The organism is Actinocorallia sp. B10E7 (assembly GCF_039871655.1).
In the GTDB taxonomy this organism is placed as follows: Bacteria; Actinomycetota; Actinomycetes; order Streptosporangiales; family Streptosporangiaceae; genus Actinocorallia.
In genome coordinates, this window is sequence record NZ_JBDPLZ010000008.1 from 48,234 (window position 1) to 61,758 (window position 13,525).

General features: G+C 70.5%; 10 protein-coding genes. 2 read left to right on the top strand and 8 right to left on the bottom strand.

All coding sequences use genetic code 11. From position 1 onward, the window contains the following. Positions 1-42: 42 nt before the first annotated feature. From ABGB12_RS25650 to ABGB12_RS25660, 3 genes are read right to left on the bottom strand one after another with little or no spacing between them, the layout of a single operon-like run. Positions 43-546, bottom strand: a complete 504-nt coding sequence (locus ABGB12_RS25650) for a 3-isopropylmalate dehydratase (RefSeq protein ID WP_347682010.1) — start codon at positions 544-546, stop codon at positions 43-45. Then, entirely contained in the window at positions 543-1,790 is a 1,248-nt protein-coding gene (locus tag ABGB12_RS25655; protein ID WP_347682011.1) for a 3-isopropylmalate dehydratase large subunit, read from the bottom strand. Before ABGB12_RS25655 ends, ABGB12_RS25650 begins: the two co-directional genes overlap by 4 nt. Then, the gene (locus ABGB12_RS25660) at positions 1,790-2,473 is read right to left on the bottom strand and encodes an iron-containing redox enzyme family protein (RefSeq protein ID WP_347682012.1); all 684 of its coding nucleotides are present in this window, start codon (positions 2,471-2,473) and stop codon (positions 1,790-1,792) included. The genes ABGB12_RS25655 and ABGB12_RS25660 overlap by 1 nt, the downstream gene beginning before the upstream one ends. Positions 2,474-2,668: 195 nt before the next feature. Here ABGB12_RS25660 and ABGB12_RS25665 point away from each other — a divergent pair, with 195 nt between their 5' ends. Beyond that, on the top strand, positions 2,669-3,580 hold the full coding sequence (locus ABGB12_RS25665; RefSeq protein WP_347682013.1) for a UbiA family prenyltransferase: 912 nt from the start codon (positions 2,669-2,671) through the stop codon (positions 3,578-3,580). Between the two features lie 126 nt (positions 3,581-3,706). On the opposite strand, the gene ABGB12_RS25670 is transcribed toward ABGB12_RS25665, so the two are convergent. Next, positions 3,707-6,913, bottom strand: a complete 3,207-nt coding sequence (locus tag ABGB12_RS25670; protein WP_347682014.1) for a BTAD domain-containing putative transcriptional regulator — start codon at positions 6,911-6,913, stop codon at positions 3,707-3,709. A gap of 81 nt (positions 6,914-6,994) precedes the next feature. Between ABGB12_RS25670 and ABGB12_RS25675 the strand changes: the two genes are divergently transcribed. Further along, positions 6,995-8,053 carry a DUF4267 domain-containing protein gene (locus tag ABGB12_RS25675; RefSeq protein WP_347682015.1) on the top strand — a complete coding sequence of 353 codons (1,059 nt, stop codon included), beginning with the start codon at positions 6,995-6,997 and terminating at the stop codon, positions 8,051-8,053. A 161-nt stretch (positions 8,054-8,214) separates the two neighbouring features. Here ABGB12_RS25675 and ABGB12_RS25680 read toward each other — a convergent pair whose 3' ends face one another. The 4 genes from ABGB12_RS25680 to ABGB12_RS25695 form a co-directional block, all read right to left on the bottom strand. After that, positions 8,215-9,663, bottom strand: coding sequence for an aldehyde dehydrogenase (locus ABGB12_RS25680; protein WP_347682016.1), 1,449 nt, complete (start codon positions 9,661-9,663; stop codon positions 8,215-8,217). Positions 9,664-9,710: 47 nt separating this feature from the next. Continuing rightward, entirely contained in the window at positions 9,711-11,297 is a 1,587-nt protein-coding gene (locus tag ABGB12_RS25685) for a GMC oxidoreductase (RefSeq protein WP_347682017.1), read from the bottom strand. Positions 11,298-11,341: 44 nt separating this feature from the next. Next, positions 11,342-12,679 carry a lipase family protein gene (locus ABGB12_RS25690; RefSeq protein WP_347682018.1) on the bottom strand — a complete coding sequence of 446 codons (1,338 nt, stop codon included), beginning with the start codon at positions 12,677-12,679 and terminating at the stop codon, positions 11,342-11,344. 225 nt (positions 12,680-12,904) lie between these two features. Next, positions 12,905-13,417, bottom strand: coding sequence for a helix-turn-helix domain-containing protein (locus tag ABGB12_RS25695; protein WP_347682019.1), 513 nt, complete (start codon positions 13,415-13,417; stop codon positions 12,905-12,907). Positions 13,418-13,525 lie beyond the last annotated feature (108 nt).

Consider the following 13,525-nt stretch of genomic DNA (forward strand, 5'->3'; position numbering starts at 1 on the left):
ACACGCGGCGAGGTGCCCTGGGCAGGCGCCCAGGGCACCTCGCTATCGGCGGTTCAGTTGCCGGCGCAGCCGGGGCAGCAGCCCGCCCTCACTCAGCAGTTCCAGCAGGTAGGGGTCGACCGGCGTGCCCGCGAAGACCTCGCCCGAGGCCGCATGGGTGATGGCGCCCGTCGCCAGGTCGACCTCCAGGGGGCCGTCCTGCGGGAGCGGCGCCTCCCCGGTGTACTCCAGGATCGGGAGGCCCACGTTGAAGGCGTTGCGGTAGAAGATGCGGGCGAAACTCCGCGCGATCACCACCGGTACGCCGAGGTCGCGGATGGCGGTGGCGGCGTACTCTCGGCTCGACCCGCACCCGAAGTTGTCGCCCGCGACGATGGCGTCGCCTTTCTGGAAACGCGCGGCCAGCTCCGGATACCGCGCCGCGAGGCCGCGCAGGGCGCCCTCGGCTGTGGCCCCCGAAAGGGTCATGAACCTTCCGGGGAACAACGTGTCGGTGTCGATGTTGTCACCCAGCACCCAGCAGCGTCCGTGGATCCCGATTTTCACATCATGTCCCTGGGGTCGGTGATCGTCCCGGTGACCGCGCTGGCCGCCACGGTCGCCGGCGAGGCGAGGTAGACGTTGGCGCCGGGATTGCCCATGCGCCCGACGAAGTTGCGGTTGCTGGCGCTGATGACGTTCTCGCCGTCCGCGAGCACACCCCCCTGGAGCCCGGCGCACGGTCCGCAACTGGGGGCCATGACCATGGCTCCCGCCGCGGACAGCCGCTCCACCAGCCCTTCGAGGAGCATCTGCCGGTAGACGACCTTGGACGCCGGAGTCACGATGAGTCTGACGCCGTCGTGTACCCGGTGCCCCTCGAGGACGTCCGCGGCCACCCGGTAGTCCGACAGCCGTCCGCCGGTACAGGAGCCGATGAAAGCCTGGTGGATCGGGACCTTTCCGGCGACCTCCCTGACCGGCGCCACGTTGTCGACGCTGTGCGGCTTGGCGCACATCGGTTCGAGCTCGCTCAGGTCGATCGCGATACGCCGGATGTAGGGCGCGTCGGACTCCACCCGGTACTCCGTCCGCGGAGCCGAGCTCAGGAAGTCGGCGGTCCTCCCGTCGGTCTCCAGCAGGCCGACCTTGGCGCCGAGTTCGACGGCCATGTTGGCCAGCACGATCCGCTCGTCCATGGGCAGCTCCCGCAGACCCGGGCCGCCGTACTCGATCGACTCGTACCGGCATCCCGCCACGCCGAGGCCGCCCAGGAGGTGCAGCACGATGTCCTTGGCCGAGGTCCCGGGACGCAGCCGCCCGGTCAACTCCACCAGGCCCGCCTCCGGCACCCGGAACCAGATCCGCCCCGTGGCCAGCACCCCGACCATCTCCGTCGATCCGATCCCGGTGGCGAAGGCCCCCAGGGCCCCCGCCGTGCAGGTGTGGGAGTCGGTGCCGACGACCACCATGCCCGGTGCCACCATCCCCGACTCCGCGAGCGTCTGGTGGCTCGGCCCGTCGTAGAACGCCGTGTGCGTGATCCCGTGCCGGCGCACGATCTCCTCGGTGACCCGGTTGTTGTTCGCCTGGGCGGCGGTGGCGGCGGGCACGAAATGGTCGATGGTCACGAAGACCTTGTCGGGGTCCCAGACCGGCACCCCGAGCTCCTCGAACATCGCGAAGGTCGGCGGGCCGAGCACCTCGTGGGTGAGGGCGACGTCGACCGGGACGTCCACCACCTCGCCCGGACGGACGGGGCGGCCCGCCTTGGCACCGAGAATGCGCTGGGCGAAGGTCTGCCCGGCCATCAGGCGGAGATCTTCGAGAAGTAGAAGTCCTGCAGCCTGCGCCAGTGGGCGCAGCCGTCGCGCACGATCTCCTCGGCCCTGGTCTCGAACCCCGGCGCGTCGTCGGCGTACTTCTCGATCAGGACGCGAGCCTCACGGGCGTGGTACACGTCGACCTCTCCGTGGACGAGGAACCATTCGGCGTCCTTGCGGGAGACGCCCATCTCCTTGGTCAGGTAGTCGTACATGCGCTGGGCCGCGGCGGGAGTCTGGCGTTCGTTGACGTAGAACGCCAGAAGCCCGTAGACGAAGTGCTCGTCGAGGCAGGTGCCCACGAGGTAGTCGATGAACTCCAGCACCTCGGGCGCCGGGCCGACGCCGTCCAGATCCTCGTCCGCGCCCATCGCGATCGCGAACCGCTTCATCAGGTTGTAGTGGGAGTCGCTGCCGTCCCGGATATCGGTCTCTTCGGCGATGAGCTGCTCCATCTCCCACTGCCGCACGTCCTCGTGGTGCATGGCCCGGGCGTGGATGGCGGAGAATCCGCAGTTCTGCAGAAAAGTCTGGTGGTATTTCTGAATGGCCCAGCTCCTGAGCTGGTCGCGGGAGACGGATCCGGAGACGAGCGTCTCGGTGAAAGAATGACGAACATAGGCCGAATCGTCGATTATCTTGTCCAGGCGTCCCAGCAAGGCGCTGTCCATGCAGGGTTCCTTCCGTCGAGAGCCAATTCAGGAAAACTCTAGCCAGGCGATATGACTTCCGGCAGGAGCCTCCACCCCTTCTCATCGAAGGGTTGAAGGCGCTACAACTTCGGTTGTAGCGCCCTCTTCCCGGGTTACCTCGGGCTGTGCCTTCCGGTATCCATATTTGAAAACTCGAATATGCACGGAGGATCGATGCTCTCCGCCGATTCGGCGCACCGGCCCGCCTCGTCCCTCTCCCGTGCGTTCGGCCGCTGCCTGATCGAGGCGAGGCCCTCGGTACAACTGATCTTCCTCCTGCGGTTCCTGACAGGCGCCGCGGTCAGCGGCCCGGGCACGGTCTCCCCCGTCGAGGTCTTGGTCGGCTGCCTGTCCTGGTCCTGCGCGATGGTCGGAATCTATGTGTTCAACGGCATCGCCGACGTCAGCGAGGACCGGCGCAACCACAAGGACCGGCCGATCGCGTCCGGGGCCCTGCCGCCGGCGGCGGCGCTGCGCTGGTGCGCCGGGCTCGCGGCCGTGGCGCTGGCCGGCGGCGCCTTCCTGGACGGGACGTTCCTCGCCCTGGTGGTCGTGGTGCTCGTGCTCGGATACCTCTACTCGGCGCCCGGCGTCGCGCTGAAGCGGACCAGCGCCGGGGCCGCCGCGACAGCGCTGGCCGGAGGCGCGGCCACGGTCGCGGCCGGGTACCAGCTGGGCGACGGCGCGCACGGCCTCCTCGAACCGGCGGTCGTCATCCTGGCGCTGTCGGCCTGGATGGGCGGAGTCGGCGCGCTCACCAAGGACTACTCGGACATCGCCGGCGACGCGGAGGCCGGCCGCAGAACGCTGGCGGTGGTGTTCGGCCGGCGTCGGGCGGGGCTCGTCGGGGCGGCTTCGGCCCTGCTCGTCGCCGGATCTTTCCTGGCCGCCTCCCTGGCCTGGGAACTGACCGCGACGACCTTTCCGGCGTTCCTCATGCTGGGCGGGGCGGCGATCCTCGCCGCGCTCGCGCCGGGCGGCGGTTCGGCCGTGACGGACAGGCTTCCTTACCGGGTGTTCATGTGGACCCAATACGCGGTGACAATTTCACTTCTGGTCGAGTATTCCGTGCACCGCGCGCACTGAAAGCACCGGCCGTCTCCTTCCGGCGAGTGCGCCCCCGTGTTCCGAACCCGCAATGCCACCGGAAGCAGTCAAGGCGATTTCACATTCCTTCGGCGACGGTCCCGGCCGGACCACGTGAGATCGCGGTCAGGCGGCGGGTGTCCAGTGGGGTGCGTTCCACAAGGCGGCGATCTCGGTGGCGCGCTGGAAGTGCGGGGCCGGGTCCCTTCCGAGGAGGCGGGCGAGTTCGCCCAGGGTGAGGGCGGGAGGCTGCATGGCGACCGCCAGGCTCTCCAACCCGGCGGGCGGACCGTCACGGTGGGGCAGCAGCGCCTCGTACAGTTCTGCGGCCTCCCGTTCGTCGCCCAACGCGATCACGGCCATGGCGCGGAAGGTGCAGAACATCGTGAACAAGAAGTCCGGTTGGATCGGTGCGGCGGACTCGTGGAGACGGCGTGCCTCGTCGAGTCGGCCCGCGGCGGCGTTCGCGGCGGCGAAGACTTCGGCGATCACGGGGAGCAGTTCGGGCGGGACGGTCGCGATCTCGGCCGTGAAGTCGGCCAGCGTGCCGCGCGACACCGCCAGAGTCGCGCGCGTGAGCAGGCTGAATCCGACGGTGTGCAGGGAACCCTGCTCGGCCATCGCCCTGGTCGCCACGGTGTAGTGGCGTTCCGCGTCGTCCAGACGTCCTTCGGTGTGGGCGAGGGCGGCTCGGGCGATCTCGCAGACGGTGGTCGCTTCGGGCATCCGGTAGTGGTGGGCCAGTTCCGCCGCCTCGGAGACCAGGGCGCGTGCCTCGTCGGCGCGTTGCCTCCGCGCGGCGGCTCCGGCGAGGTTGAACGTGCCCGACCACGAAGCGGCGGGGATGTCGTGTTCTGTGCCCAGGGCGCGCAGCTCGTGGGCGTGCTCCGTCTGATGGTCGGTCTCGCTGTGGTCGTGCTCACGGCAGAGCGTGAAGAGCGTCAGCACGCGCAGTTTCGGGTCGCCCAGGCTCCGCGCGATTTCCACGGCCTCTTCGGCGGCGGCTCTTGCGCGCGCGTCGCCGGTGCCTGACAGTTCGGCGGCGTAGGCGTCGAGAAGGCGGCACCGAACGTCCGGAACGAGGTCGTCGCGTTCCAGGAGGCGGGAGAGCAGTCCGACGAGGTGATGGTCGACGACTCCGTAGGGGCGAAGCTGCCAGGGGGCGGGTTCGGTCCACGCGGTGAAGGCGGCCAGCAGCAGGTCGTCGCGCTCGGCCTCCTCTGCCAGATCGACGGCGAGCCGGCGGGTGGCGCGGGCGTCTTGGACCGCGCCCGAGCGCGCCTGGGCGCGGAGCAGGCGGCCCAGCAGGTCGATGCGGACGGCGTCGTCCCGGTCCGGGAGTCGTTCGAAGGACTCCAGGGCCTGGGTGAGCAGTTCGACGGCCGTTTCGTGCGCGTAGCGGTTCTCGGCCAGGTCGGCGGCCCGGACGGCGTACTCGATGGCCTTGGCGGCGGTCGCGGCGGAGGCGGCGCGGTGGAAGTGGTACGCCAGCGCGGGCGCGTCGTCGGGGGTGAGGCGTTCCAGGGCCGTGGCCAGCCTCGCGTGCATGCGAGTACGGCGCAGTGCGCTGAGGTCGGCGATCATCGTGTCCCGGACGAGCGCGTGCGTGAACCGGATCCTGCCCGGCGTCCGCTCGCTGAGCAGTCCGGCGACGAGCCCGGCGTCGAGTGCGTCCAGCACCCCGTTCTCGTCGGTGTCGGCCACCATGACGAGTGTGTCCACGTCCGCCTCGCGGCCTGCGAGCGCGGCCAGGCGCAGAACGGCGACGGCGGGCTCGGGCAGGCGTGCGAGACGGCGGCGCAGCACGTCACGCACGCCTTCGGGGACCTCCGAGGTCGCCACGAGCGCGCCCTCGCTGCTGAGCAGCCTCGCGCTCTCCCGGACGTAGAAGGGGTTGCCGCCGGTGCGTTCTGCGAGCGCGGTGACCGTCGCGGCGTCCACGCCGGTGTCGCATTCGGCGGCGATGAGCCGGGCGACCGCCGGCTCGGGCAGCCCGCGCAGGGGAAGGCGCAGCGGGGAACGGCGGGCCAGGACGGCCAGCGTGTCGGTGAAGCGCGCGCCGATCTCGTCGGCCCGGAACGCGACGACCAGAAGCAGGGGCGCGTCGCCGGAGAGGGCGGCCAGCAGCGCGAGGGTCTCGGCGTCGGCCCAGTGCAGGTCGTCGAGTATGACGGCCAGGGGGCGTCGCCGGGCCGCGTCGTTCAGCCAGTTCCAGACGGCCCGGTGGAGACGGAACCGGCCGGCCGTGGTGTCGCGGGGTTCGACGGCGGACGTGTCCCGCAGCAGCGGCGCGGTCTCCTCGGGGGCCGGGACGTGCCGGGCGAGGGCGGTGAGGGCCTCCGTCCACGCCCATGCCGGGGGCGCGCTCTCGCTCTCCGGGCAGCGGCCGGCCGTGACGAGCCAGCCGTTCCGCTCCAGGACGTCGGCCAGGCGGGTCAGCAGCGCGGTCTTGCCCAGTCCGGCCTCGCCGGTGACGAGTGCCACGCGCAGACCTCCGCCCTTGCCCGCCAGTCCGGTCAGCGCGGCCAGCTCGTCGTCGCGGCCCAGGAAGAGTTCGCGGTCGGGGACGGGTGCGGGGTCCGGCAAGGAGAGGGGCGAGGGGTGTCCGAAGACGTCGGTGCGCTGTTGGAGGATCGCCGTCTCCAGGTCGGTCAGCGCGGGGCCCGGATCGAGGCCGAGTTCGTCGACGAGCGTGGCGCGGGCCTTGCGGAGGGCGGCGAGGGCGTCGGCTTGTCGGCCTGAGTTCCACAGTGCCAGCGCCAGCATGCGCCAGCCCTCCTCGCGGAGCGGCTCGTCGTCGGTGAGGAGTTCGGCCTCGGGCACGGCCCCGGTGGCGTCACCCGCGCGCAGCAGGGCTGCGACGTGCTGCTCGCGGGCGGCCAGACGCAGTTCGTTCAGGCGGCTGATCTCGGCCTGCGCCCACGGCTCGTCGGCGAACTCCTCGAACGCCGGACCGCGCCACAGCGCCAAGGCCTCCGCCGGCCGTTCGGGATCCCGGACGAGCGCGCCGAAGTGCCAGGCGTCCACGGCGTCGTCGGGGAGGCGCAGCGCGTAGCCGGGCGCGGCGGAGACGAGTACCCGCGCCGGGGCTCGCGGTGGGCGCTCGGGCTCCAGCAGCCTGCGCAGGTTGGAGATGTAGGCCTGCAGGGAGGTGACGGCCCGGGCGGGGGGCTCGCCGTGCCACAGGTCCTCGATCATGCGGTCCACCGAGACGACCCGGCCGTGCGCGGCGACCAGCAGTGCCAGCACGGCCCGCTGCCTCGGCCCGCCCAGCGCCACCCGCGCGCCCGACACCTCGCCCTCGAACGCCCCGAACACCCGAATTCGCACCATCGCGGCCTCATCGTAATGTCCTCCTCGATCTCCAAGTCGCGCTCCAAGTCGGCTCCATGACGCCCGGAGCAACGTGGAGACATGAACGACATGAACACCGACACGATCCGCGCCGCCCGCCCGTTCACCCACTCCATGGTCGTCATCCACCGCGGCCTCCGCCGCGAGTCGCGCCTGCTGGCCGAGATGATCGGCGCGGCCCGGCCCGGTGACCGCCGCCGCGCCCGCGTGCTCGCCTCGCACCTGTCGGACTACCTGCTCGGCCTGCGCAACCACCACCACGGCGAGGACGAACTGATCTGGCCGCTGCTGCTGTCGCGGGTGGACCTGGACGCCGACGTCGTCCTGCGCATGGAGGCCCAGCACGAGAAGGTCGCCGCGACCATCGAGCGGATCCGCGGCCTCATCGGCCCGTGGACGCGGTCGGCCGACGCCGCCGGCCGCGACGCCCTGGTCGCCGCGCTCACCGAGCACCGCACCGTCCTGATCGAGCACCTGGACGACGAGGAGGCGCACCTGCTGCCGCTCGCCGAACACCACCTCACCGAGGCCGAATGGAGCACCCAGGGCGAGCACTTCGCCCAGCACACCCCCAAGTCCAAGATCCTGACGCTCCTCGGCGTCGTCCTGGAGGACGCGACCCCGCAGGAACGCGCCGAGTTCCTCGCCGGGCTGCCCGCCCCGGCCCGCGCGATCTGGCGGCTCTACGGGGGACGCCGCCACGCGACACGGATGAGGCGGCTCCGCGAGGACGTCCGCACCTCCCGCGCCGGCACCGCCATCGCCGCCCTCACCGGAGTCGGCATCACCTACGTCGGGCTCGGCTTCCTCCTCGACCCGGTGGGCAGCGCGCTGGGCTTCGGCCTTCCGGCCTGGCCTACCGGCGACGAGGCCGCGTGGCTGAACATCAAGGGCGTCCGCGACCTCGGCGCCGGCCTCACCGTCTTCGCGCTGCTGGCCGCAGGCAAGCGCGAGGCACTCGGCTGGGTGATGCTCGCGTTCGCGGCGATCCCCGCCGGGGACATGCTGACGGTCCTCGCCCACCACGGGTCGACGGCGGCGGCGTTCGGCATCCACGGCGCGACGGCCGCGGCGGTGCTGGCCTCGGGCCTGCTGCTCCTGCGCGCCGCCCGCCGCTGACCGGCGAACGAGGAGGCCCTCCGGTCACGTGGCCGATGGCCGATAACCGGCTTCGTCTGGCCGGTCCCGAGGTGACACCGGATACGGAACTTGCCAAACCGAATGAGACATCAGCCTGCTTAGGCCGTTTGTGGCGGTGTGTCGGTTGGTGGCGGTCAGGGTTATGGCAACGCTATCGAGATGGATTTCACCTCGAGGTACCCTTCGATGCCCTCTTTGCCGAGTTCCCGTCCCATGCCGCTGTCCTTGACTCCGCCGAACGGCGCGGCCGGGTCCATGTTGTAGGCCTGGTTGATGCCGAAGGTTCCGCTGCGAACCCGGCGGGCGACGGCCAGGCCCCGGTCGAGGTCGGGGGTCCAGACCGAACCCGAGAGCCCGTAGGGCGTGTCGTCGGCGATGCGGATGGCCTCTTCCTCGTCCCGGTAGGGGATCACGGTGAGGACCGGGCCGAAGACCTCCTCCTGGGCGATGCGCATCTCGCTGTCGACGTCGGTGAACAGGGTGGGGCGGACGTACCATCCGCGGTCGATGCCGTCGGGCAGGTCGGTGCCGCCGGTGATGAGGCGGGCGCCCTCTTCCCGTCCCCGCTCGATATGGCCTCGGACCCGTTCCTGCTGCTGCCGGGAGGCCAGGGGACCGACCTCGGTCGCAGGATCATACGGATCTCCCACCGTGAGCGAGGCGACCATCGAGGCCAGGGCGTCGACGAACGTTCCGTACCGGTTCCGGGGAACGAGGATCCGTGTCTGGGCGACGCACGTCTGGCCGCCGTTCGCCAAGCCGGAGGCCCTGATGCCGGCGGCCACGGCAGCAGGGTCGGCGTCGTCGAGTACCACGGCCGCGGACTTGCCGCCGAGCTCGAGGCCGACCGGTTTGAAAGCCGCCCCGCACGCTGCGGCGACCTGCCAGCCCGCATCGGCGGATCCGGTGAAGGACACTTTGTCCACTCCGAAGTGCGACACCAGGTACCGGCCGAGCTCCCGGCCGCCCGGCAGCACGCTGACCAGTCCGGGAGGAAGGTCGGCCTGCTCCAGCAGCTCGGCCAGCAGGTAGGCGTCCAGCGGTGTCCGGGAGGAGGGCTTGAGTACGACGGGGCAGCCGGCCAGCAGGGCCGGTACCAGTTTCATGACGGCCAGGAGGAGCGGCATGCTCCACGGGACGATCGCGGAGACCACTCCGAGCGGCTCTCTTTGGACGATGACGTCCCTGCCGAAGAACCCGGGCCGGTTCTCCTCCCACGGAAAACCCACGGCGATGTCGGCGAAGGCGCGCATCATGGCCCACGGCAGATGGGCCTGCGTCGACCTGGAGAAGGTGATGGGGGCGCCCATCTCCGCGGTGATCAGCCGAGCGGCCTCCTCGCGGAGCGGTTCGTACGACTCCGAGAGCCTTCGGACGGCCGCTACCCGCTCAGAAGGGGCGAGGCGGGGCCAGGGGCCTTCCTCGAACGCCTTGCGGGCGGCGTCCACCGCCCGGTCCACGTCCTCGGCGGCGGGCGCTGCGATACGGGCGATGACCTGCTCGCTGTGAGGGGAGACGACCTCGATCACGCGGTTCGTGCTCGGCGCGACCCACTCGCCCCCCACGAACAGCAGTCCTCGCTCTTGCACGCGTCCTCCAGAGACGACCGCCGGATCCCCGCACGGAAGCGACGGGGTCAGAACACCGTTCCGGCGTCTTGAGCGATCAGTTCGTCGGTGGCGCGTTCGGCGATCGCGGCGATCGTCATGGACGGGTTGCAGGCGGCGGTGGTGCCGGGCACCAGGGCGCCGTCCAGGACGTAGAGGCCGCGGTGGCCTTGGACGCGGCCGGCGAGGTCGCAGACCACTTCCATGGAGGCGCCGCCGAGGGGGTGCCAGGTGGAGGGGTAGACGGCGGTGGTGTCCAGGAGGTGGGACAGCGGGCCGGCGATCTTCTTGGCGCGTGCGTCGATCTTTTTGAACAGCGTGTTGTCGCCGTTCTTGGGCCATTGCAGGACGGCGTCGTCCTTGGCGGAGTCGTAGAGGAAGTGGCCGCGGTCGGAGCTGACGCCGTAGCCGACGAGCATGGTGGAGCGGAGGTTGGGTGATGGGGGGAGAGACGCCTGGATGATGGTGTTGGCGGTGGCGGGGTCGGCCCAGTCCTTGCTGCCGTAGACGACCGGTCCGCCCTGGGGGGCGCCGAAGTCGTCGGCGAGATTCGTCCACAGGTAGATGCGGTCGCCGTTGGAGCCCCAGCCCGTGCCCAGCCCGTCGGGCATGTCGGGGATCTGGTCTTTGGCGGCGGCGCGCATCAGCAGCCGGGTGGTGCCGGCCTGGCCGGCGGCCATGACGAGGGCCTTGGCGGTGATGATCTTCTGCGCGAGCACGGTCCCGTCGGTGCTGATGTGGTCGACATGGACCTGCCAGCGGCCGTCCTTGGCCATGGCCACGTCGGTGACGTTGTGCCGGGTGGCGACGGTGACCAGGCCGGTGGCCTCCGCGGCGGCGATGTAGGTGACGTCGACCGAGTGCTTGCCGCCGTTGTTGACGCCCATGGCGCAGTCGCCGTTGGTGTAGGACGGCTTCATCTCGCCGTTGAGTTCGCGCAGCGCGAAGGACCAGTCGATCGGCATGGGGATCTTCGACAGGTCGTAGCCGGAGAGTCCGACGTTGCGGGCGAAGATCCGCGCCGGCTTGTAGGTCTTGCTGTTGACCAGCTCGTCCGGGGCGGTCTGCAGCCGCAGCATGCGCGCGACGCGCGGGTAGTACTCGCTGTTCATGCGGGCGTAGTCCAGGCCCTGGGGCATGGTGGCGTTGAAGACGTCCTCGGAGGGTTGGAGGGTCATGCCCTGGTAGACCAGGGAGCCGCCGCCGACGCCCGAGGCGCAGATGATGTCCATCCCATTGCCCGACACCTGCTCCAGCAGCCCGGTGTAGGGCGCTTCGAATCCGGGGACGGGGATCCCGAAGATCGAGACGGGCGAGCCCAGCCAGAACATCCGCTTGTCCGGGGACGAGGCGTGCGGGAACGTCTCGGCGTTCGGCCCGGTGGGCCACCGGACCCCCCGCTCCAGGACCAGGGACGGGATCCCGGCCTGCGCGAACCGCAGAGCCGTCACACCCCCGCCGAAACCCGAGCCGACGATGACGACGCGGTGCTCCTCGCGCGTCACCGGCACCCGGCGCCGCCTGGACGCGGACGCCCTCGACGATGTTCCGAGGACGGTCAGTCCGGTGGCTCCTGCGGCGCCGGCGAGCATGGAACGGCGGCTGATGGCGGACATGAAGCTCCTAACAAGTGGGGCGGGCTCCAGAGGCCTCGGTCGGGTCACGGCCGGGGAGACAGCGTCGAGCAGTTCGAGGTCGCGGGCTTGCCGTTGAGGCGGTCGGTGAGCCAGGAGATGGCGTCGGCCTGGTCGGTGAGCAGCGGGGCGAAGTGGTTGGTGAGGAGTTTGTCCCCGAGGTTGGACAGCTTGACGGGCCGGTAGGTGAGCTTGGCGCCCTTGGCGCACCAGTCCACGGCCAGGCGGCGCGCCTGGCGGTGCGGCACGATGTCGTCCAGCACACCGGTGGCGACGCGGACGGGGCCGGCCGGCCTGAGCGTGCCGAGCCGCTCTCTGGCGAGGACCTTCTTCGAGGCGGGGCTGGCGGAGATGACCTCCAGGAGCGGCCTTCCGCCGGTGGTCCACTGCCTGCTTTCAGAGAAGGCGTAGCGGAAGATGGCGTCGCCGACGCACATGGTGGACAGGTCCTTGAGCGCGGCACGGCCCTTGGCGGTGGTGTTGGCGGCGATGACCTTCCTGATGGCGGGGTAGTTCCGCGCGAGTCCGTTGATGGACCAGCCCAGGGCTCCGGCCAGGGCGCTGCCGTCGATGCCCTTGATGACCTGGGTGAGGTCGGCCGGAGGGGCGCCCGCGTAGGTGCCGGCGAGGCGGAGTTCGGGAGCGTAGCGGGGCTGGAGTTCGGCCGCGGCCGCGCTGGCGCCGCCGCCCTGGCTGTACCCGTACAGGCCGATGCGGGACCTGTGGCTGAGCGACGTGCGGGGCAGGCGGAAAGCGGCCCGGACGGCGTCCAGCAGCGCGTGCGCCTGGTCGAAGCGTTCGGCGTAGGTGTGGAGGCGGTCGGTGGCGCCCAGTCCGACGTAGTCGGTGAGCACGACGGCGGCGCCTCGGTCGAGGAGGCGGTAGATCGCCAGGCTCTCGTACCCGAAGGAGACGGTCTTGGAGCTGATGACCACCGGGTTCTCCAGGGCCAGCGAGGGCGCGCACTGGTCGCCCTGCCCCATCGTGCCCGACGCCATCGCGACCAGCGGGCGAGGCCCGCGGCCCTTCCACTTCCTGGTCGGTTCGATGTAGGCGCCGGTGACGGCGACCGGCCGGCCGTTGGCATCAGTGGACTTGTACATCAGACGGGTGGCCCTGCCGGGCAGCGGTTCGTCGACGTCGGAGAGGGTGAGTGCGAGCGGGAGGGGCCCGGTCCGGATCAGGGCGCCGTTCTCGGCGGGCAGGCGCTTCGGCGGGTCGTAGAAGGCCGGGATCGCCACGCCGCGGGACACCTCACGGCCGGATGCGGCGGATCCCGGGACGACGGCCAGGACTACGGCCACGGCCAGGCCGGCGGGCAACGCCCGGCCGAGGGACACCGAACCAGACCGGAAAGCCTTCAACTCTCGTCTCCTCCGCTTTACATAGCCGATCGGCTATTCGGTCGGAGGCTAGTCCGAGATCCACTCGCCAAGTAACCCGCCGGTAGGTTACGGAGAGGTAACGTTTATTCGCGGAGCGGATTCCGCTCGGCATCGGCCGAGGTGGGGCAGGAGCCGGCGCGATCGTGCTCGCGCCGGGAACCGAAGCGATCGGATTCGTGGGAGGCGACGGCGGGAGAGCGACGCTCAGGCGGATTTCCCAAGGCGGAGTAGGCGGCGGGCGGCACCGAGCAGGTTGTGGCGCAGGCGATCGTCATCGAAATCGGCTGTGCGGGGGTCGGTGGCGGCGATGATCAGGCCGCCGCTGACCATGAGGGTGCTGACGAGGAGTTCGTCGTCGGGTTCGGGACCGACGAGCAGGAAGCTGATGTGCCGCTCCAGATCCTGCATGGCGGAACTGTCGCGCAGGAGGTGGAGGATGGTGGGGTCGGACTGCATGATGGCCATGAGGTGGCGGTTGTCCACGACGAGATCGACGAGGCCCGCCAGAGTGGCCTCGGAGCGTTCGGAACCGCTCTGCCGACGCTCGGCTGTCTCGATGATGTGGAACAACCGGTCCAGGGCAGGGGCGATGACCGCTTGAACGATCTCGTCCTTGGTGCGGAACTGGTGGTAAACGGCGGCTTTGGTGACGCCGATCTCATCAGCGATCATCTGCAGCGAGGTGCCGCTGACACCATGCCGTGCGAACAGGTCCAACGCGGCGGCCAGTACTCGTTCTCGGGCCGTTCCCGCTTGCTGCCTGCTCACTCGCCGAACATATCAACGACGCCGTTGCATCGATGAACTTCTTTCGCCCTCGGACGG

What these genes read in the sequence shown, in the direction of transcription:
- ABGB12_RS25670 (WP_347682014.1), bottom strand. Translation starts at nt 6,913, where the DNA reads ATGGTGCGAATTCGGGTGTTCGGGGCGTTCGAGGGCGAGGTGTCGGGC.
- ABGB12_RS25660 (WP_347682012.1), bottom strand. Translation starts at nt 2,473, where the DNA reads ATGGACAGCGCCTTGCTGGGACGCCTGGACAAGATAATCGACGATTCG.
- ABGB12_RS25685 (WP_347682017.1), bottom strand. Translation starts at nt 11,297, where the DNA reads ATGTCCGCCATCAGCCGCCGTTCCATGCTCGCCGGCGCCGCAGGAGCC.
- ABGB12_RS25655 (WP_347682011.1), bottom strand. Translation starts at nt 1,790, where the DNA reads ATGGCCGGGCAGACCTTCGCCCAGCGCATTCTCGGTGCCAAGGCGGGC.
- ABGB12_RS25665 (WP_347682013.1), top strand. Translation starts at nt 2,669, where the DNA reads ATGCTCTCCGCCGATTCGGCGCACCGGCCCGCCTCGTCCCTCTCCCGT.
- ABGB12_RS25675 (WP_347682015.1), top strand. Translation starts at nt 6,995, where the DNA reads ATGAACGACATGAACACCGACACGATCCGCGCCGCCCGCCCGTTCACC.